Below are 18549 nucleotides of genomic sequence, written 5' to 3'. Positions count from 1 at the left end.
TGGCGGTCAGGGCACCAACAGGACTTTGCCAGTGGTGCGGCGGCCTTCCAGGTCGCGGTGCGCCTGGGCGGCCTCTGCCAGTGGGTACGTGGCGCCCACCCGGACAGTGAGAGTGCCGTTGGCGGCGGCATCGAAAATTTCCGCTGAGCGCCACCGGCGTTCGTGGGTGTTCTGGACGAAGTGCGCCATGGTGGGCCTGGTCAGGGACAACGAACCCGCGGCGTTCAAACGCTGGGGATCAAACGGCGGCACCGGGCCCGAAGCCGCTCCGAAGAGCACCATGGCACCCCGGATGCGCAGGCTCTTCAGGGAATCGTCGAACGTGTCCTTGCCGACGCCGTCGTACACCACATTGACGCCTTCCCCGTCGGTGAGTTCGCGGACCTTGCCAGCAAAGCCGTCGTACCTCAGCACCTCGTCTGCGCCCGCCAGCGTAGAGAGATCCGCCTTCTCGTCCGAGGAAACGGTGGTGATCACACGCGCCCCGCGAGCCTTCAGCAGCTGGGTCAACAACAAACCCACGCCACCGGCTCCAGCGTGCAGCAGGACGGTGTGTCCCGGCTCCACGCGGAAGGAGGAGTTCATCAGGTAGTGGGCCGTGATGCCCTGCAGGGGCAAGGCTGCGGCGGTGTGATCATCCACGCCGGCCGGAATGGGCAGTGCCTTGGCCGCGTCCACCAGCGTGTAGTCAGCGTAGGTCCTGGAGGCTTCGGCAGTGGCGATGCGGTCACCGACTGCAAACTCCTCCACGCCCTCACCTACCGCCTCCACGGTGCCGGCTGCCTCAGCGCCCGGGGTGAACGGATAGTCCACGGTGTAAATACCGCTGCGCTGGTAGGTCTCAATGAAGTTGACCCCGGCAGCTGCGACCTTGATCAGCAGCTGGCCGGGGCCAGGTGTCGGTGGTTCCACGGATGCGTACTCGAGGACGTCAGGTCCTCCGGGCTGCCGTGCAACGATGGCGTGCGTCATGGTGGCTCCTCACTCCGGGGCGGTGGTTCCGGTACCCGGTTTCAGAATCCATCCTAGGGAGGTTGGGGCCTCCCGTGTCGAACGCCTAGCGGCGCCCGTGCGTCGAAGCGACGGGGCAATCGAAACCACGGCCGGCCGCCAGGCCAACGTCGTTGAGGTACCGGACCACGATTCCGTAGGACTGCAACAGCGTGGTTTCGGTGTAGGAAATCGAATGCTTGGCGCAGAATTCACGCACGATCTTTGTGGCCTTGTACAGGTGGGGGCGGGCCATGTCCGGGAACAAGTGGTGCTCCACCTGCCGATTGAGACCGCCCAGGAGGAAGTCCATGAAGATGCCGCCCGAGATGTTGCGCGAGGTCAGGATCTGGCGGTTGAGGAAGTCGACCCGACTGTCCTTGGGAAGGACTGGCATGCCCTTGTGGTTTGGCGCGAACGAAGCGCCCATGTAGAAGCCGTACACCATGATCTGGACGCCAAGGAAGGCAAACGCCATGCCAATGGGCAGAAAAGTGAAAGCCAGGACCGGGAGGGTAGCGAGCCTCGCCACCAGGATGGGCGTCTCTACCCAGCGATGGCGTACCTTTTGCTTGCCGAAGACGAAGCGGAGGGAGTCGAACTGCAGGCTCAGGCCCAGGAGCGTCAGGAGCGGGAAGAAGAACCAGCCCTGCCGCCGGGTGAGGAAGGCGAGGCGGCCCTTGCGTTCAGCTGCGGCGTCTTCGTGGAAGACCAAGGCGTTGTTCCGGATATCCGGGTCCTTGGAAATGACGTTGGGGTGGTTGTGGTGGGCTCCGTGCTTCTGTTCCCACCAGGAGTAGCTGATGCCGGCGACGCCGGTGGCCAGCAAGCGCGCGGACCAATCATTGGCACGGCGTGAGGCGAAGATCTGCTTGTGGCCGGCTTCATGGGCCAGGAAGCTCAACTGCGTGCAGAGGATACCCACGGCAGCAGCGATCAACAGCTGGTACCAGGATTCACCGATCAAGGCGAACCCCAACCAGGTGCCCGCCATAAGGAGCACCAAGGCCACGAAGACCCAGATGTAGAAGCCGGAACGGCGTTCGAGGAGTCCTTCGGCTTTGACGCTCTTGAGGAGCTCGGAGTAGCTCTGGACGACGGGGTTGGGTTGAATTGCGCGAGCTTTGGGGCGCTCAGCGGTGGACGTGGGTGACATAAATGTGCCCCGTATCGCTAACGGGCAACGCTGCAGCCGACGTTCGGACTGCACGGTCTGGATCACCCTTCACTAAGCATACGGGTAATCCCCAAAAAAATGAGACTGCTCACAACTGCATGCATAAATATCGGACAGCATGAATATTTTTGCTGTACAGTGGAGTCATGACTATTTCTGTTGCCGTCTCCGGTGCCAGCGGCTACGCCGGGGGAGAAGTGCTGCGCCTGCTTGCGGGCCATCCGAACGTCACTATCGGTGCCATCACCGCACACAGCAACGCCGGTTCCAGACTAGGGGAGTTGCAGCCACATCTCCACGGTTTGGCCAGCCGGATCCTGGAAGACACCACGGTGGAGAACTTGTCGGGTCACGACGTCGTTTTCCTGGCCCTTCCGCACGGCGCGTCCGCCGAAATCGCCGCCCAGTTGCCGGAAGGCACTGTAGTCATCGACGCCGGTGCCGACCACCGCTTGCAGGACGCCTCAGCGTGGGAAAAGTTCTACGGCTCGGCCCATGCGGGCACGTGGCCCTACGGGCTCCCGGAACTGCCCGGCCAGCGCGAGGCGCTCAAAGGTGCCACCCGCATCGCCGTGCCCGGCTGCTACCCGACGTCGGCCCTGCTCGCCTTGACGCCAGGGTTCGCCAATAATCTCCTCCTGCCGGACGACGTCGTTATTGTCTCTGCCTCAGGTACCTCCGGTGCCGGTAAGGCGGCCAAGATCAACCTCATCGGCGCTGAAGTCATGGGCTCCATGAGCCCCTACGGCGTGGGTGGCGGACATCGCCACACGCCGGAAATCGAACAGGGACTGTCCAACGCAGCCGGAGAGCCGGTGACCGTCTCGTTCACGCCTACGCTGGTGCCGATGAGCCGGGGAATTCTCACTACGGCTACAGCGAAAGTGCGGCCGCAGGCCGGACGCAGTGTCACCGAAGCCGAGCTTCGCCAAGCCTGGGTAGATGCCTACGACGACGAACCGTTCGTTCACCTTCTTCCCGAAGGCCAGTGGCCCACCACCAAATCGGTGCAGGGCTCCAACCACGCCGTCATGCAGTTGGCATTCGACCAGCACACCGGCCGTGTCATCGTCACCTGCGCCATCGACAACCTCACCAAGGGGACAGCCGGCGGAGCCGTGCAGTCCATGAATATTGCCCTCGGCCTGGACGAAACAGCCGGCCTGAACCTGCAGGGAGTAGCCCCGTGACCATTACCGCACCCAAGGGATTCCGGGCCGCCGGCATCACAGCAGGCATCAAAGCCTCAGGCAAACCGGATCTGGCCCTCGTCGTCAACGATGGTCCGTCCAAGGCGGCCGCCGCGGTTTTCACCTCCAACCGGGTGGCAGCTGCCCCTGTTCACTGGTCCCGCCAAGTTGTCAGCGACGGCCGCGTGGACGCCGTGGTCCTGAACTCCGGCGGCGCCAACGCCTGCACCGGACCGCAGGGTTTCCAGAACACCCACGCAACCGCCGAGAAAGTGGCCGAGGTGCTGGGCGTCTCAGCTTCCGACGTCGTGGTCTGTTCCACCGGCCTCATCGGTGAGCAGCTGCCCATGGACAAGATCCTCCCGGGCGTCGAAGCCGCGTTCCGTGAGCTGTCCCAGGACGGCGGCTCCGCGGCTGCCACCGCAATCATGACCACGGACAGCGTGTCCAAGGAAGCTGTCTTCACGGGCAAGGATGCAGAAGGCAAGCCGTTCACAGTGGGCGGTATCGCCAAGGGTGCGGGGATGCTGGCTCCAGGCCTGGCCACCATGCTGGTGGTGCTGACCACCGACGCTGAAGTACCTGCGAACGAGCTCGACGTAGTGCTCCGCGATGCCACACGGGTCACGTTCGACCGTGCAGATTCGGACGGCTGCATGTCCACGAACGACACCGTAGTGCTGCTCGCTTCAGGTGCTTCCGAGGCCCTGCCGTCGGCAGAGCAACTCAGCGAAGCGGTAACCGCCGTCTGCGCCGAGCTTGCCCGCAAGCTGATCGGTGACGCCGAAGGTGCCAGCCACGACATCGCCATCCGTACCTTCAACGCCGCCAGTGAACGTGACGCTGAAACCGTCAGCCGCTCCGTGGCCCGCTCCAACCTTTTCAAGGCGGCCATCTTTGGCAAAGATCCCAACTGGGGCCGTGTCCTTTCTGCTGTGGGAACCACGGACGCCGTTTTCGAAGCGGATCAGCTCAACGTCGCCATGAACGGTGTGCAGATCTGCCGCAACGGTGCGATCGGCGACGACCGCAACCTGGTGGACCTCGAACCGCGCGAAGTGCTCGTGGAGATTGATCTCCAGGCCGGCGACGCCGAGGCAACTATTTGGACCAATGACCTCACGCACGACTACGTGCATGAGAACAGCGCCTACTCGAGCTGAGCGGAATGACGATGACTGCGCACACCCGCGAGACGACGTCGATGATTGACGCCCAGGGCAAAGCCGGAACACTGATCGAGGCCCTTCCATGGATCCAGCGTTTCGCCGGCACCACCATGGTGATCAAGTACGGCGGAAACGCCATGGTCAACGATGACCTTCGGCGTGCCTTTGCCGAAGACATCGTGTTCCTCCACCACGTGGGCATCCACCCGGTAGTGGTGCATGGCGGCGGCCCCCAGATCAATTCCATGCTGGGCCGCCTCGGCATCGAGTCCGAGTTCAAGGGCGGCCTCCGTGTCACCACCCCCGAAGCCATGGACGTTGTCCGCATGGTCCTCACGGGCCAGGTAGGACGCGAACTCGTTGGCCTCATCAACTCCCACGGACCGTACGCGGTGGGAATGTCCGGCGAAGACGGTGGCCTGCTGCGCGCCGTCCGGACCGGCACTGTGGTGGACGGCGAGGAAGTCGACCTCGGCCTGGTGGGCGAAGTCGTAGGCGTGGATCCCGCCGGTATCAAGGACATCCTCGACGCCGGCCGCATCCCCGTGATTTCTACGGTCGCGCCGGAGATCACTGAGGAGGGCAACGGTTTCCAGACCACAGGCCAGGTCCTCAACGTCAACGCGGACACCGCCGCAGCCGCGGTAGCCTCAGCCTTGGGTGCCACCAAGCTGGTCATCTTGACCGACGTCGAAGGCCTCTACGCCAACTGGCCGGACAAATCCTCGCTGATCTCCTCCCTGACGGCCTCCGAACTCCGTGACATGCTGCCCCGCCTCGAGTCCGGCATGATCCCCAAGATGGCCGCGTGCCTGAAGGCCATCGATGAAGGCGTGGAACGCGCACACATCGTGGACGGCCGCCTGCCGCACTCCATGCTGCTGGAAACCTTCACGACGGCGGGCATCGGCACCCAGGTAGTACCCGACGAGGAAGTGAACGCATGAGCACGGAACTGAGCCATACCGCCGAAAGCCGCAGCAGCGATGGGGGGCCGGGTGTGGTCGGGCACCGCGAAGCGGGCGGGGCCCCCATCGCTGCGGAGGCTGCAGCGACCACGCTCGTTTCCCAGAGCTCAGGCGCGGACTGGCTTGCCCGGTACTCGTCGTCGCTCATGGGTGTCTTCGGTACCCCGCAGCGTGTTCTTGTCCGTGGCGCCGGTTGCCTCGTGTGGGACGCCGACGGCAAGGAATACCTGGACCTCCTGGGCGGTATCGCCGTGAATGCGTTGGGCCATGCCCACCCATTCGTCACGTCCGTGATCGCCAGCCAGTTGGCCACGCTGGGGCATGTCTCCAACTTCTTCACCAGCCCGACGCAGATTGCCCTGGCCGAAAAGCTGCTGGCCCTGAGCAAGGCGCCGGCCGGGTCCAAAGTGTTCTTCGCGAACTCCGGCACGGAAGCGAACGAGGCCGCCTTCAAGCTCGCGCGGCGGAACAACGCCGACGGCAGGCGCACCAAGATCATCGCCCTCGAAGGCGCCTTCCACGGCCGCACCATGGGTGCCTTGGCGCTCACGGCCAAAGAGGCGTACCGCGCTCCTTTCGAGCCACTGCCCGGTGGTGTTGTTCACATACCGTTTGGCGACATCGAAGCCTTGCGTGCCGCCGTCGACGATTCCACAGCGGCCGTTTTCATGGAACCGATCCAGGGCGAAGCAGGCGTCCGGCCCCTCAGCCCCGAATACCTGCAAGCGGCCCGTGAGGCCACCAGCGCCGCTGGCGCGCTGCTGATCCTGGACGAGGTCCAGACCGGCATCGGCCGAACCGGCAAATGGCTCGCCAGCGAGGACGCGGGCATCGTTCCCGACGCCGTCACGCTCGCCAAGGGTCTCGGTGGCGGCTTCCCGGTAGGTGCCTTGGTCACTTTCGGAAGTACGACGTCGGCCCTGCTCACCGCCGGGCAGCACGGCACCACTTTCGGTGGGAACCCGGTGGCCACGGCTGCCGCGCTGGCCACACTGCACGCGATCGAAAGCCAGGGTGTCCTGCAGAATGTGCTCGCTGTCGGAGCGCACCTGCGCGAGGGTCTGGCCGTAGTCGAGGATGTCACCGAAGTCCGCGGCGAAGGCCTGCTGATCGGCTTCGACCTGAACGCCGACATTGCGCCGGCCATGGTGACTGCGGCACTGGATGCCGGCTTCATCATCAATAGCCCCGGACCCCGGACCATCCGTTTGGCGCCCCCGCTGATCCTGACCATCGAGCAAGCGGATCGATTCCTTGCCGCCTTGCCTTCCCTGATCGCCACGGCTACCGCCCAGACCCCTAAGGACGCATAGTGAGCACTTCCACCACCCGTCACTTCCTGAAGGACACGGATCTCAGCCCGGCCGAGCAGGCCGAGGTCTTGGAACTCGCCGTCCGGATGAAGGCAGCACCGTACAGCGTGCAGCCCTACGCTGCGGATGGCAACGGCCGCAAGACGGTCGCCGTGATCTTCGACAAGACCTCCACCAGAACGCGTGTTTCCTTCGCTACCGGGGTTGCCGACATGGGCGGTAACGCCCTCATCATCAACCCTGGTGAAGCGCAGATCGGCCACAAGGAATCCGTCGAGGACACCGCGAAGGTCCTGGAACGCATGGTGTCCACCATTGTGTGGCGGACTGGTGCCCACTCGGGGCTGGTGGCCATGGCGGAGAATTCGAAGGTCCCCGTCATCAATGCCCTGTGCGACGATTACCACCCCTGCCAACTCCTTGCCGATCTTCTGGCAGTCAAGGAGCACAAGGGGGAACTCGCAGGATTGAGCATGGCGTACTTGGGCGATGCTGCGAACAACATGGCCAACTCCTACCTGCTGGCAGGCGTTACCGCCGGAATGCACGTCCGCATCTCCGGTCCCGAAGGCTACCTCCCGGCACCGGAAATCGTGGCGGCCGCAGAAGAACGCGCTGCGGAGACCGGCGGTTCCGTCCTGATCACCAGCGACGCCGCGGAGGCACTCAAGGGTGCAGATGTCGTGGCAACGGACACCTGGGTGTCCATGGGCCAGGAAGCGGAGAAGGAAGCACGCCTGCAACTGTTCCGCGACTACTCCGTGGACGAGGCTGCCATGGCGCAGGCCGCGCCGGACGCCGTCGTCCTCCACTGCCTCCCGGCATACCGCGGTTACGAGATTTCGGCCGGCGTCATTGACGGACCGCAGTCCATCGTCTGGGATGAGGCAGAGAACCGGCTCCACGCCCAGAAGGCCCTCATGGCCTGGCTGATGCACCGCTCCGGGCTTGCGTTCGTTGAGGGCCTTTCTCCCGTCGAAGGCACCTCTGCCCTCGAGAGCACTGGGGAGAGCACGTTCTAGTGTCCGCCAACCCGTCCGTGCCGGGCGCAAGCCCGGCCACCAAGACCGCCCGACAGGCCCGCATCACTGCGATCCTGACGGGTGAGTCCGTGCGTTCGCAGGCAGAGCTTGCAGCCCTGCTTGCGGACGACGGCGTGCAGGTCACCCAGGCCACCCTGTCCCGCGACCTCGTGGAACTGGGCGCGGTGCGCGTCCGCGGCAAGGATGGAGCATTGGTCTATGCCGTGCCGGGGGAGGGCGGCGACCGCAACGCCAAGAGCGGGGTCACCCAGGAAATTCTCGACGCGCGGCTGACCCGGCTCTGCGGCGAACTCCTGGTAACAGCGGAGGCATCGGGCAACATCGTGGTGCTCCGCACCCCGCCGGGGGCAGCGAACTTCCTGGCACTGGCCGTTGACCACTCCGTGATGCCGTCGGTATTGGGTACGATCGCAGGCGACGATACTTTGCTGCTGGTCGCACGGGATCCCGATGGAGGGGCAGAGCTAGCGGCCAGATTCCTGCGGATGGCCGAGGAAGCCGGCCCCGGCAACTAACTGCTTTACACAGCACTGATTCACACAGCATTTGATTCGAATGAACCAAGCAACAACAAAGGAGCACTCTCGTGACTGAGCGCATTGTTCTGGCCTACTCCGGTGGCCTTGATACGTCCGTAGCCATCGGCTGGATCGGTGAAGCCACCGGCGCCGAGGTCATCGCTGTGGCCGTCGACGTTGGACAGGGCGGCGAGTCCCTGGAGACCATCCGCCAGCGCGCTCTCGGTTGCGGCGCCGTCGAGGCCTACGTAGCCGACGCCCGCGACGAGTTCGCCAACGAGTACGCCATGCCCACCCTGAAGGCGAACGCCCTCTACCAGGGCCACTACCCGCTGGTTTCGGCCATCTCGCGTCCGGTCATCGTCAAGCACCTGGTGAAGGCTGCCCGGGAATTCGGCGCCACCACCGTTGCCCACGGCTGCACCGGCAAGGGCAACGACCAGGTCCGTTTTGAAGTTGGCATCCAGACCCTCGGCCCGGACCTGAAGTGCATTGCGCCGGTTCGCGACCTCGCCCTGACCCGCGACAAGGCCATCGCCTTCGCTGAGGAAAAGGGACTGCCGATCGAGACCACCAAGAAGAACCCGTACTCGATCGACCAGAACGTCTGGGGACGCGCCGTCGAAACCGGTTACCTCGAGGACATTTGGAACGCTCCCACAAAGGACATTTACGACTACACCGCCACCCCGGAATTCCCGCCGGCACCGGATGAGGTCACCATTTCCTTCCAGGCCGGCGTGCCTGTAGCCATCGACGGCGTCAAGGTCACCCCGCTGCAGGCCATCCAGGAACTCAACCGCCGTGCAGGTGCGCAGGGCGTTGGCCGCATCGACGTCGTCGAGGACCGCCTTGTGGGCATCAAGTCCCGCGAAATCTACGAAGCCCCGGGTGCCATGGCGCTGATCACCGCACACAAGCACCTCGAGGACATCACCATTGAGCGCGAGCAGGCCCGCTTCAAGGCCACCGTCGGCCAGCGCTGGGCAGAACTCGTGTACGACGGACAGTGGTTCTCCCCGCTCAAGCGCTCCTTGGACGCCTTCATCGAGGACACCCAGAAGTATGTCTCCGGCGACATCCGCATGGTCCTCCACGGCGGCCAGGCAGTCGTCAACGGTCGTCGTTCCGAGACCTCGCTCTACGACTTCGACCTCGCAACCTATGACACCGGCGACACCTTCGACCAGTCCATGGCGCGCGGCTTCATCGAGCTGTGGGGCATGTCCTCGAAGGTAGCCTCCGGCCGCGACCTCCGCGTCGCAGGCGAGTGACGCCGCAGCAGGGCCCCGGGACGCAGGGGTCCCCGGCCGAGCGTAGCGAGGTTGGGGAGCGTTCAGGGACAAATGAGGGTGCACTGTGGGGCGGCCGGTTCGCCGGCGGCCCCGCGGATGCACTGGCCGCACTGAGCAAGTCCACCCACTTTGACTGGCGGCTTGCACGTTACGACATCGCCGGTTCCAAGGCCCACGCCCGCGTGCTGGCCAAGGCCGGACTGTTGGACGACGCCGAGCTCGAAGGCATGCTCGCCGCCCTCACGCAGTTGGACGAAGACGTCGCGAGCGGCGCCTACCTTCCGGCCGAGAGCGACGAGGACGTGCACGGGTCACTGGAACGCGGACTGATTGAGCGTGCCGGGACCCAGTTGGGCGGCAAGCTCCGCGCCGGCCGTTCACGCAACGACCAAGTGGCCACCCTTGGCCGCATGTTCCTGCGGGACCACGCCCGGATCATCGCCCAGGGCGTCCTTGCCACCATCGATGCCCTCGTTGAGCAGGCAAAGGCACACCATGGTGTCGCCATGCCTGGCCGTACCCACTTGCAGCATGCCCAGCCGGTTCTCCTGAGCCACCACCTGCTGGCCCATGCCTGGGCTTTGCTGCGCGATGTGCAGCGGCTCCAGGACTGGGACAAGCGCGCCGGTGTTTCGCCATATGGTTCCGGTGCCTTGGCTGGTTCGTCCCTTGGGCTGGATCCTGAGGCTGTTGCCGCGGACCTCGGTTTCTTCTCGGCCGTGCACAACTCGATCGACGGCACTGCTTCACGTGATGTCTTTGCCGAGTTCGCCTGGGTTTGCTCCATGATTGGCGTTGACCTGTCCCGGATTTCCGAGGAAGTCATTTTCTGGGCCACCAAGGAGTTCTCCTTCGTCACGCTGCATGATTCGTACTCCACGGGGTCCTCGATCATGCCGCAGAAGAAGAACCCGGATGTTGCTGAGCTTGCTCGCGGCAAGGCCGGACGCCTCATTGGCAACCTGACGGGCCTCCTCGCCACGCTCAAGGGCCTGCCGCTCGCGTACAACCGCGATCTGCAGGAAGACAAGGAGCCGGTCTTCGACGCCGCCGACACCTTGGAGTTGCTGCTCCCGGCCGTGTCCGGCATGATCGCCACGCTCACGTTCAACACAGAGCGAATGGAATCACTGGCACCCCAGGGCTTTGCGCTGGCGACGGACATCGCCGAATGGCTGGTCCGCCAGGGCGTCCCGTTCCGCGAGGCGCATGAGCTCTCCGGTGCCGCGGTCAAGCAGGCCGAAGGCCGGGGCGTGGAACTGTGGGACCTGACGGACGAGGAGTACGCAGCCATCTCGGAGCACCTGACTCCGGAGGTCCGCAGTGTTCTGAGTACGGAAGGTTCGCTCAACAGCCGCAACTCGCAGGGCGGAACGGCGCCGGCCGCCGTCGAACGCCAGCTGACGGCTCTGGAAGCGGAACTGGACGCAGCGCGCACTTACGCGTCTTAACGCTTGTCCGCCGGGAGCGGGACGGTACCTGAAGGTGCCGTCCCGCTCTTCGTTTAACTCTGCGTTAGCATGGCGATATGACCCGGATCACTCCAGAGACGTTGCCCGCAGAGCTTCACAAAGCCGCCGACACCGTCACCCGACTCCTTGCCAAAATGGACGACGCGTCCGTAGCCGAACCCTCGGAACTTCCCGGTTGGACCCGCGGACACGTTCTTGCCCATACCAGGGGCATTGCCGACGCGATGGCACGGCAGCTCGAATATGCCCGCCGCGGCGAAACCATCGAACTGTACGACGGCGGCATGGAGGGACGCACGAAGGCAATCGAGCTTGCTGCGGGCCACAGCCGCGCGCAGCACACGGAGTCCGTCACCGCTGCGCTGGCTTCCGCCATGTCCGCATTTGACGCCCTGGGTGAGGACGACTGGCAGGCCCGGATCGCCTATCGGGACGGAACAGTCTTCGACGGCGGGCTGGCTCTGTGGCGCGAACTCACCATCCATGCATCGGACCTGCGCCTGGGTTACGGGCCGGAGACGTGGAGCCGGCCGTTCTGCGAGCACCTCATTGGCTTCCTGGCTGCGCGTGTGCCCGAGACGTACAAACTGGTCCTGCAGCCAACAGGCCTTCCGCAGCTGAGTATCGGCAATGGTGGGACGTCGATAGCCATTACGGGAATGCTGACGGACATCGCAGCTTGGCTGGCGGGCCGCGAACCGAGCCTTGGCAGCCTGCGGGCAACTGCGGCCGCCGACGGCGTCGAACTGCCCGAGCTCTTGCCTTGGCCGGCCGCCCAGCCCGCCGCCCGCTAATCCTCTGACGCTCTCTCACTTCCCGTCGGCTTTTTGGAGACGCTCTCTCACATCACCACCACTTGACGCGATCCCTCTCTCACATTGCACGTCCATGCCCCAGTCAAGTGCTTGCGTTGGGATGTGGAAGAGGGTCGGCAGAATGGCGTTGGGATGTGGAAGAGGGTCGGCAGAATGGCGTTGGGATGTGGAAGAGGGTCGGCAGAATGGTGTTGGGATGTGGAAGAGGGTCGGCTAATTACGGGGTTTTGGGCTTTGCCGCTGCACGCCACAGGTGCATGGTGGCGTAGGAGCGCCAAGGGCTGAGCTCACGGAAATCGCCACTGAGTCCTGCTACTGCGGGCAGCACCTTCAAGCCGTTCCGCACCGCGGCATCGTTGGCCAGGAAAACGTCAGGGGCACCCAGCACACGCATGCCGACATACCCAACCGTCCACGGTCCCACGCCCGGCAACGGCAAAAGCTTCTTTTCCAGGCTCCCCAGATCGTCACCGTAACCGAAGTCGAGCGCCCCGGTGGCCACGGCCTCGGCTGCGGCCACGACGGAGTCAATGCGGCGCTGGGGTCCCCGGAGCAGGGCACGGCCGTGCTCGGCGAGTTCTGCCGCCGTCGGAAACAGTCGTTCCAAACCGGGAGTGGCCACAGCGGCGGGAGAGCCGGCAGCCGACAACCGGGTGAGGGCAGTACGAGCAGCGCCGACGGTGATCTGCTGCCCGATTATTGCCCTGATCAGCAATTCCTGGGGGTCCACGGCACCTGGAACCCGAATTCCGGGGGTCGCTGTGACGCTGCCTTTTAGCCGGGGGTCCGTGGCCAATGCGTCATCTATGGACTGAGGGTCCGCGTCCAAATCGAATAGTCTCCGGACTCGGCTCAACAGTGCCGGGAGGTCATGGAGGTCAACGGCGGTGGCCGTCAACTGCAACGGTTTGCCCGGAGCTGAAGGGTTGAACGCGACAGAGAAGGACGCGCTGCCCCGCGGCAGGTGCAGCGTGCGGGCATACGTCCTGGTTCCATCCGCCGAGGTACTTGCCGCCTCGATGCCCGGAACCGCCCGAACTGCCAGGAAGTCGAAGATTCCCGGATCAAACGGTTCCCTGTAGGGCAAGTTAAGTGTCAGAGCGGCAGGCGCCGCCCCCGAAACCCCGGTGCCCCTGTGCGGGCCGGACTTCGCCCCGGTGGCGCGCAACGCCGTCGGGGTCATCGCAAAGACCTCACCAATGGTGTCGTTGAATTGGCGCACGCTGTTGAACCCGGAAGCGAATGCTACATCTGCCAGCAGCATGTTCGTTGAAACCAACAGGGTCCTGGCCGTCTGCGCCCTGCTTGCCCGGGCCAGCGAGAGGGGACCGGCACCGAGCTCGTTGCTGAGGATGCGGTTTAGTTGCCGCGCGGAGTAGCCCAGCCGTTGCGCCAGGCCGTCGACGCCCTCACGGGTGATGACGCCGTCGTTGATCAATCGCATGGCGCGGCCGGCGATGTCCGAGCGGATGTTCCACGCCGGAGTTCCGGGGACAGCCTCGGGAAGGCACCGCTTGCAGGCCCGGTAACCTGCTTCGTGCGCAGCCGCAGAGGTTTCATAGAATGTGACGTTTTCAGCTTTTGGAGTCCGGGCGGGACACGACGGCCTGCAATAGATCCCGGTGGAGCTGACGGCTGTGAAGAACTGGCCGTCGAACCGTGTGTCGCGGGCGTCGATCGCCCTGTAGCGCTGCCAGAAGTCCATGGCTTCATCCTGCCAGCCGCCCCGCACGGTTGCTAGCGGAAATCGGACATGGCCGTCCCCTCGTCCTTTGCTAGGGTCTGGGCATGAGTTCGTCCACGGAAAACGCTGTCAGTGACCCGAAGGAAGTGCGGAAGTTCCTTGAGGGCGACGCCCGTGTCATAGCTCCGCTGATCCTGGGCGCTGTACTGACTCATTACTCGGAAGCCGGTCCGGTCTCGGTGAGGCTCACGGAAGTGGAGGCCTACATGGGCCCGCGCGATTCCGAGTACCCCGATCCCGGTTCGCATACCTTCGGGGGTCTCACAGCACGGAATGCTCCGATGTTCGGACCGCCGGGATTTCTGTACGTGTACTTCACCTACGGGATGCACTATTGCGCCAACATCGTTTGCGGCCGTGACGGCGCCCCCTCGGCTTTACTCCTCCGAGCCGGCGAGATTGTGGAGGGTGAAGGTCTCGCTGCCGTCCGCAGGCCGGCCTCCAAGGCACATAGGGACCTGGCCAGCGGGCCTGCCAGGCTTGCGTCCGCACTTGGACTGACGACGGCGGACACCGGCCGTGACGCGCTCGCAGAACCTTTCAATTTGTTGTTGCCTGCGACTCCGGCAGCGGCGGTGGCCAGCGGGCCACGGGTTGGGGTGGCTGGCCCGGGAGGAACCACCGAGTATCCGTGGCGCTTTTGGATCGAGGACGATCCCACCGTGTCCAGGTACAAAGCGGCCAGGCCCCGAAATCGGCCCGCAGCGGGGTGACTTTGCACTGCGGCACGAAGAACTTTATGTGACGCAGTCCGCCGTATGACCTGTACCCCCCACGTTTACCAAAATCGCTGTAGAATGGACGGTCTGTCTTTTGCGATAGGGGTTACGGTTCGATGCACGACGCTGATTTGGTCCACGAGCAGGAATACGTTGCCGGGCTGTACGCCCGGCTCGATGAGCTGCGCGCAGAAAAGCGCGCCCAGCTGGCGCAAGTGCGCAAGGCCGGCGCGGTGGGAACCATGCAGAACGTTTCCGAACGTGACGCGTTCGCGGCACTGTACGAAGACCGCTTGGCCCAGCTCGACGCCGTCGACGACCGCTTGGTCTTCGGTCGGCTCGACCTGGATTCGGGTGAGGCCCAGTACATAGGTCGCATCGGCCTCTCGACCGCCGATCTCCAACGACTCATGGTCGACTGGCGTGCGCCCGAAGCCGGCCACTTCTATCAGGCCACCGCCTTCGATCGCCAAGGTGTGCGCCGCCGTCGCCACCTCATCCTGCAGGGGCGCGAGGTCAAAGCGATTGAAGATGACGTCCTGGACGCCGGGATGCTCGCGGACAACGACTCCCTCCAGGGGGAAGGCGCCCTGCTGGCGGCCTTGAACTCCAAGCGCACGGGCCGCATGTCGGACATCGTGGGTACCATCCAGTCGGAGCAGGACCGGATCATCCGCTCCTCCATCTCGGGCGCGCTCGTGGTCCAGGGTGGTCCCGGCACGGGCAAGACTGCCGTCGCCCTGCACCGCGCGGCCTACCTGCTGTACACGCACCGGGATCGGCTCAAGAGCGCCGGCGTCCTATTGGTTGGGCCGTCGTCGTCCTTCATGCACTACATCGAACGGGTTCTGCCGTCGCTGGGTGAAACGGGCGTGGTCATGGCCAGCCTGGGTCGCCTCATGCCTGGTATCAACGCCATCCCCGAGGACAACGCGGATGTCGCTGCCCTCAAGGGCAAGCTGGACATGGCCGCCGTGGTGGCCAATGCCGTGGCCAACCGACAGCGCACGCCTGCCGAGGACCGCATCCTCGAAGTCGACTCGCGGAAGCTGACGCTGACTGTCCGGCAGGTTCGTCGTGCCCGGGAAAAAGCCCGCGCCACCGGCAAGCCGCATAACGAAGCGCGGCTCACCTTCGTCAAGATTCTGCTGCGTGAGCTCACCGAGCAGTTGACGGACCTTGTGGAGGAATCGAATATCGGCAACAACGCCGATCGTGCTTACCTTGCCGAGGACGTCCGGTCTGCCCGGGATGTCCGTATCGCCCTGAACCTCTGCTGGATGCCGATGACGCCGGAGAAATTGATCTCCGAGCTGTTCAGCAAGCCCGCCATCCTTGAAGCCTGCACGCCCCACCTCACGGCCGCACAGCGCGCGCTGCTGCAGCGGCCCGTCGACGCGCCATGGACGGAGGCTGACGTTCCGTTGCTGGATGAGGCCGCCGAGCTGTTGGGCGAGCTCGATCCCGCGGCCGGCAGGGGACTGGCGCAGCAGGAAGCAGATCGCGCCCGCGACCTCGCCAATGCCAAGCAAACCCTTGCCAACATGGAAGCCATGGGCGTCGATGTCCTGGTGACGGCTGAGGAGCTCGCTGAACAAAACCAGGAACGCGAGGGACGGCTCACCGCTGCCGAGCGCGCCACGAGCGACCGCTCGTGGGCCTTCGGCCACATCGTGGTTGACGAAGCCCAGGAATTGTCGCCCATGCAGTGGCGCCTTTTGGTGCGGCGCTGCCCGTTGAAGTCCTTCACCATCGTCGGTGACATCGCCCAGACGAGCGCAGCAGCGGGTGCCAATTCGTGGCAAAGCGCGCTGGCGCCGTCGTTCGGTGACCGCTGGACGCTCGAAGAACTCACGGTCAACTACCGCACGCCGTCGCAGATCGCCGAAGCGGCAGTCCGTATGGCCAACCGCGCCGGCCTGGTTGTTTCCGCCCCCAAGGCTGTACGCGAGGGCAAGTGGTCACCCGTAGTGGACCACGTTGAGGCAGGCGGTATTGTGCAGCGTCTGGTGGAGGTCCTGCCGGAGGAAGTGGAAGCGATCGACGGCGGCCTGCTGGCCGTGATTGCCGACGGCCCCTTGCTGCCGCAGGCCACAGCCGCGCTCCGGGAAGTCTACGGACGCCGTATCGGTTCCGGCGCCGGCAGCTACGAGCAGGACATCGTGGTGATCAGCCCCAAGGAAGCCAAGGGCCTGGAATTCGACGGCGTTGTGGTCCTGGAACCTGCTGCCATGCTGAACCACGAGCACGGCAAGGTGGGCGACCTTTACGTTGCCATGACACGAGCCACGCAGCGTTTGCGCCTCATCGCTGCCGCGCCGGTACCCGCCGGCATCGAGCGCTAGGAAAAACGGGCACTGCAATCCTGCTAACTTAGATCTCGTGTCACACGTAAACAACCTCGAGTCCCAGCACAACGATCCCGCCTTTGCCAACATCTGGCAGGAGCTCAAATGGCGCGGCCTTGTCCACGTTTCCACCGATGAAACGGAACTGGAAAAGCTGCTCGCAGGGGACCCGATCACGTATTACTGTGGCTTCGACCCCACGGCGCCGTCGCTGCACTTGGGCAACCTCGTACAGCTTCTGGTGATGCGCCGCCTTCAGCTGGCCGGCCACAAGCCGCTGGGTTTGGTGGGCGGTTCCACCGGGCTGATCGGTGACCCGCGTCCGACGGCGGAACGCACCTTGAACACTAAGGACACCGTCGCGGAGTGGGTTGGCTACCTTCAGGGCCAGGTGCGCCGCTTCCTCAGTTTCGAGGGCGAGAACTCCGCCCGAATGGTCAACAACCTGGACTGGACCGCCCCGCTGAGCGCCATCGACTTCCTGCGCGAGATCGGCAAGCACTTCCGTGTGGGCACCATGCTCCGCAAGGATGCCGTGGCGTCTCGCCTCAGCTCGGACGAAGGCATTAGCTACACCGAGTTCAGCTACCAGATCCTGCAGGGCATGGACTACCTCCAGCTCTTCCGGGATTACGGTTGCGCGCTCCAGACCGGTGGCTCGGACCAGTGGGGCAACCTCACCAGTGGCACCGAACTTATTCGCAAGGTGGAGGGCAAGAGCGTGCACGCCATGGGTACGCCGCTCATTACCAACTCCGATGGCACCAAGTTCGGCAAGAGCGAGGGCAACGCCATCTGGCTGGACCCGGAAATGTGCAGCCCGTACACGTTCTACCAGTTCTGGCTCAACACGGCCGATGCCGATGTCGTGGATCGCCTCAAGGTATTCACGTTCCTTTCGCGTGCGGAGATTGAGGCTCTCGGGCAGGCTGTGGCGGAGCGTCCGTTTGCCCGTGAAGGCCAGAAGAAGCTCGCCTTCGAAGTCACTTCCCTGGTCCACGGTGTCGACGCCACAGAGAAGGTCATCGCCGCTTCGGCTGCGCTTTTCGGCAACGGCGACCTCACCGTCCTGGATGAGCGAACCCTCGAAGCCGCCACCGCGGAACTCCCTTCGGCGACGATTAGTGCGGAAGGGCTGGGAATCATTGATCTGTTGGTTGCCTCCGGCCTGTCCGATAGCAAGTCGGCTGCACGGAGGACCGTGGGAGAGGGTGGCGCCTACGTGAACAACACCAAGGTGTCCGACCCCGACGCCGTCATTGCGCAGGACGAACTGCTTCACGGCCGCTACCTGCTCCTTCGGCGGGGCAAGAAGAACCTGGCCACCATCGAGGTTTCGGCCTAGGTTCACTGGCAATCCAGCTCTGAAAGGGCCGGCAACCGTTATGGTTGCCGGCCCTTTCTGCGTTTAAGCGCTTGTGGCGTGTGTCGGCGGCTTCGACGCTCTCTCACGTAGTTGCCGTTTTCGGGCGACGCTCTCTCACCTAATTGCCGTTTTCGGGCGACGCTCTCTCACTTTGGGGTGGGTGGTGGGTGTTCGACGGCGGTGGTTTGGGTGGTGTGATGGGCTTCACTGCTGGTTGTTGGGGTGTTTTTGGGTTGGTTTTGGGGTGTGGTGGGGTTGTTTGGCTTGTGTTTGCGGGGTTTTTGGGTGGTGTTGGGTTGGATTTGGTGCGGGGGTGGGGCGCGTGTAAAGTTATCTGAGTCGCCGCCGCTGATGCGGAAGGAATGGCGACCGACTCCCTTCGAATTGCCGGTTTCGGTGGTGCTTTTGTGTGCTGCTGGGTG

15 protein-coding genes are annotated in these 18549 nt (G+C 64.3%); 12 read left to right on the top strand and 3 right to left on the bottom strand.

Translation table 11 applies throughout. The annotated features are described in order from the left end of the window. Positions 1-6: 6 nt before the first annotated feature. Together ACR30Z_RS20055 and ACR30Z_RS20050 are read right to left on the bottom strand one after the other, a co-directional pair. The gene (locus tag ACR30Z_RS20055; protein WP_144652151.1) at positions 7-972 is read right to left on the bottom strand and encodes a quinone oxidoreductase family protein; all 966 of its coding nucleotides are present in this window, start codon (positions 970-972) and stop codon (positions 7-9) included. An 85-nt stretch (positions 973-1057) separates the two neighbouring features. Then, entirely contained in the window at positions 1058-2146 is a 1089-nt protein-coding gene (locus ACR30Z_RS20050; RefSeq protein WP_144652150.1) for a fatty acid desaturase family protein, read from the bottom strand. Between the two features lie 167 nt (positions 2147-2313). Between ACR30Z_RS20050 and argC the strand changes: the two genes are divergently transcribed. The 9 genes from argC to ACR30Z_RS20005 all read left to right on the top strand — a co-directional run bounded on the left by argC (position 2314) and on the right by ACR30Z_RS20005 (position 11929). Beyond that, entirely contained in the window at positions 2314-3357 is a 1044-nt protein-coding gene (argC, locus tag ACR30Z_RS20045) for an N-acetyl-gamma-glutamyl-phosphate reductase (protein WP_434374385.1), read from the top strand. After that, the gene (gene argJ, locus ACR30Z_RS20040) at positions 3354-4520 is read left to right on the top strand and encodes a bifunctional glutamate N-acetyltransferase/amino-acid acetyltransferase ArgJ (protein WP_144652148.1); all 1167 of its coding nucleotides are present in this window, start codon (positions 3354-3356) and stop codon (positions 4518-4520) included. The genes argC and argJ overlap by 4 nt, the downstream gene beginning before the upstream one ends. A gap of 11 nt (positions 4521-4531) precedes the next feature. Continuing rightward, the gene (argB, locus tag ACR30Z_RS20035) at positions 4532-5473 is read left to right on the top strand and encodes an acetylglutamate kinase (protein ID WP_144652147.1); all 942 of its coding nucleotides are present in this window, start codon (positions 4532-4534) and stop codon (positions 5471-5473) included. Continuing rightward, positions 5470-6807 (top strand): acetylornithine transaminase, encoded by a 1338-nt coding sequence (locus tag ACR30Z_RS20030; RefSeq protein WP_434374384.1) that lies wholly within the window; start codon positions 5470-5472, stop codon positions 6805-6807. The genes argB and ACR30Z_RS20030 overlap by 4 nt, the downstream gene beginning before the upstream one ends. Then, positions 6804-7829: an ornithine carbamoyltransferase gene (gene argF, locus ACR30Z_RS20025; RefSeq protein ID WP_434374438.1), complete on the top strand. Its 1026-nt coding sequence runs from the start codon at positions 6804-6806 to the stop codon at positions 7827-7829. The genes ACR30Z_RS20030 and argF overlap by 4 nt, the downstream gene beginning before the upstream one ends. Next, positions 7829-8365, top strand: coding sequence for an arginine repressor (locus ACR30Z_RS20020; RefSeq protein ID WP_039240660.1), 537 nt, complete (start codon positions 7829-7831; stop codon positions 8363-8365). The genes argF and ACR30Z_RS20020 overlap by 1 nt, the downstream gene beginning before the upstream one ends. Positions 8366-8436: 71 nt before the next feature. Further along, positions 8437-9642 (top strand): argininosuccinate synthase, encoded by a 1206-nt coding sequence (locus ACR30Z_RS20015; protein ID WP_018779118.1) that lies wholly within the window; start codon positions 8437-8439, stop codon positions 9640-9642. Continuing rightward, positions 9639-11114 (top strand): argininosuccinate lyase, encoded by a 1476-nt coding sequence (argH, locus tag ACR30Z_RS20010; RefSeq protein WP_434374383.1) that lies wholly within the window; start codon positions 9639-9641, stop codon positions 11112-11114. The genes ACR30Z_RS20015 and argH overlap by 4 nt, the downstream gene beginning before the upstream one ends. 77 nt (positions 11115-11191) lie before the next feature. Beyond that, positions 11192-11929 carry a maleylpyruvate isomerase family mycothiol-dependent enzyme gene (locus ACR30Z_RS20005; RefSeq protein WP_434374382.1) on the top strand — a complete coding sequence of 246 codons (738 nt, stop codon included), beginning with the start codon at positions 11192-11194 and terminating at the stop codon, positions 11927-11929. Positions 11930-12167: 238 nt separating this feature from the next. Here ACR30Z_RS20005 and ACR30Z_RS20000 read toward each other — a convergent pair whose 3' ends face one another. After that, positions 12168-13655, bottom strand: coding sequence for an AlkA N-terminal domain-containing protein (locus ACR30Z_RS20000; RefSeq protein WP_434374381.1), 1488 nt, complete (start codon positions 13653-13655; stop codon positions 12168-12170). Between the two features lie 83 nt (positions 13656-13738). On the opposite strand from ACR30Z_RS20000, the gene ACR30Z_RS19995 reads away from it, so the two are divergent. From ACR30Z_RS19995 to tyrS, 3 genes are all read left to right on the top strand, one after another. After that, positions 13739-14407, top strand: coding sequence for a DNA-3-methyladenine glycosylase (locus tag ACR30Z_RS19995; RefSeq protein WP_434374380.1), 669 nt, complete (start codon positions 13739-13741; stop codon positions 14405-14407). Between the two features lie 122 nt (positions 14408-14529). Next, positions 14530-16758, top strand: a complete 2229-nt coding sequence (locus ACR30Z_RS19990; protein WP_434374379.1) for an ATP-binding domain-containing protein — start codon at positions 14530-14532, stop codon at positions 16756-16758. A gap of 37 nt (positions 16759-16795) precedes the next feature. Then, entirely contained in the window at positions 16796-18106 is a 1311-nt protein-coding gene (gene tyrS, locus ACR30Z_RS19985; protein ID WP_434374378.1) for a tyrosine--tRNA ligase, read from the top strand. Positions 18107-18549: the final 443 nt, after the last annotated feature.

Origin of the sequence: Paenarthrobacter sp. FR1, from assembly GCF_051106045.1 — a bacterium.
Taxonomy (GTDB): domain Bacteria; phylum Actinomycetota; class Actinomycetes; order Actinomycetales; family Micrococcaceae; genus Arthrobacter; species Arthrobacter nitroguajacolicus_A.
Note: the sequence above shows the minus strand (reverse complement) of the source record. Positions and strands in the feature narration are given on the sequence as shown.

Coding starts and splice junctions, on each gene's coding strand:
- ACR30Z_RS20030 (WP_434374384.1), top strand. CDS start 5,470: ATGAGCACGGAACTGAGCCATACCGCCGAAAGCCGCAGCAGCGATGGG.
- ACR30Z_RS20005 (WP_434374382.1), top strand. CDS start 11,192: ATGACCCGGATCACTCCAGAGACGTTGCCCGCAGAGCTTCACAAAGCC.
- argC (WP_434374385.1), top strand. CDS start 2,314: ATGACTATTTCTGTTGCCGTCTCCGGTGCCAGCGGCTACGCCGGGGGA.
- ACR30Z_RS20000 (WP_434374381.1), bottom strand. CDS start 13,655: ATGGACTTCTGGCAGCGCTACAGGGCGATCGACGCCCGCGACACACGG.
- ACR30Z_RS19995 (WP_434374380.1), top strand. CDS start 13,739: ATGAGTTCGTCCACGGAAAACGCTGTCAGTGACCCGAAGGAAGTGCGG.
- argB (WP_144652147.1), top strand. CDS start 4,532: ATGACTGCGCACACCCGCGAGACGACGTCGATGATTGACGCCCAGGGC.
- ACR30Z_RS19990 (WP_434374379.1), top strand. CDS start 14,530: ATGCACGACGCTGATTTGGTCCACGAGCAGGAATACGTTGCCGGGCTG.
- ACR30Z_RS20055 (WP_144652151.1), bottom strand. CDS start 972: ATGACGCACGCCATCGTTGCACGGCAGCCCGGAGGACCTGACGTCCTC.
- ACR30Z_RS20050 (WP_144652150.1), bottom strand. CDS start 2,146: ATGTCACCCACGTCCACCGCTGAGCGCCCCAAAGCTCGCGCAATTCAA.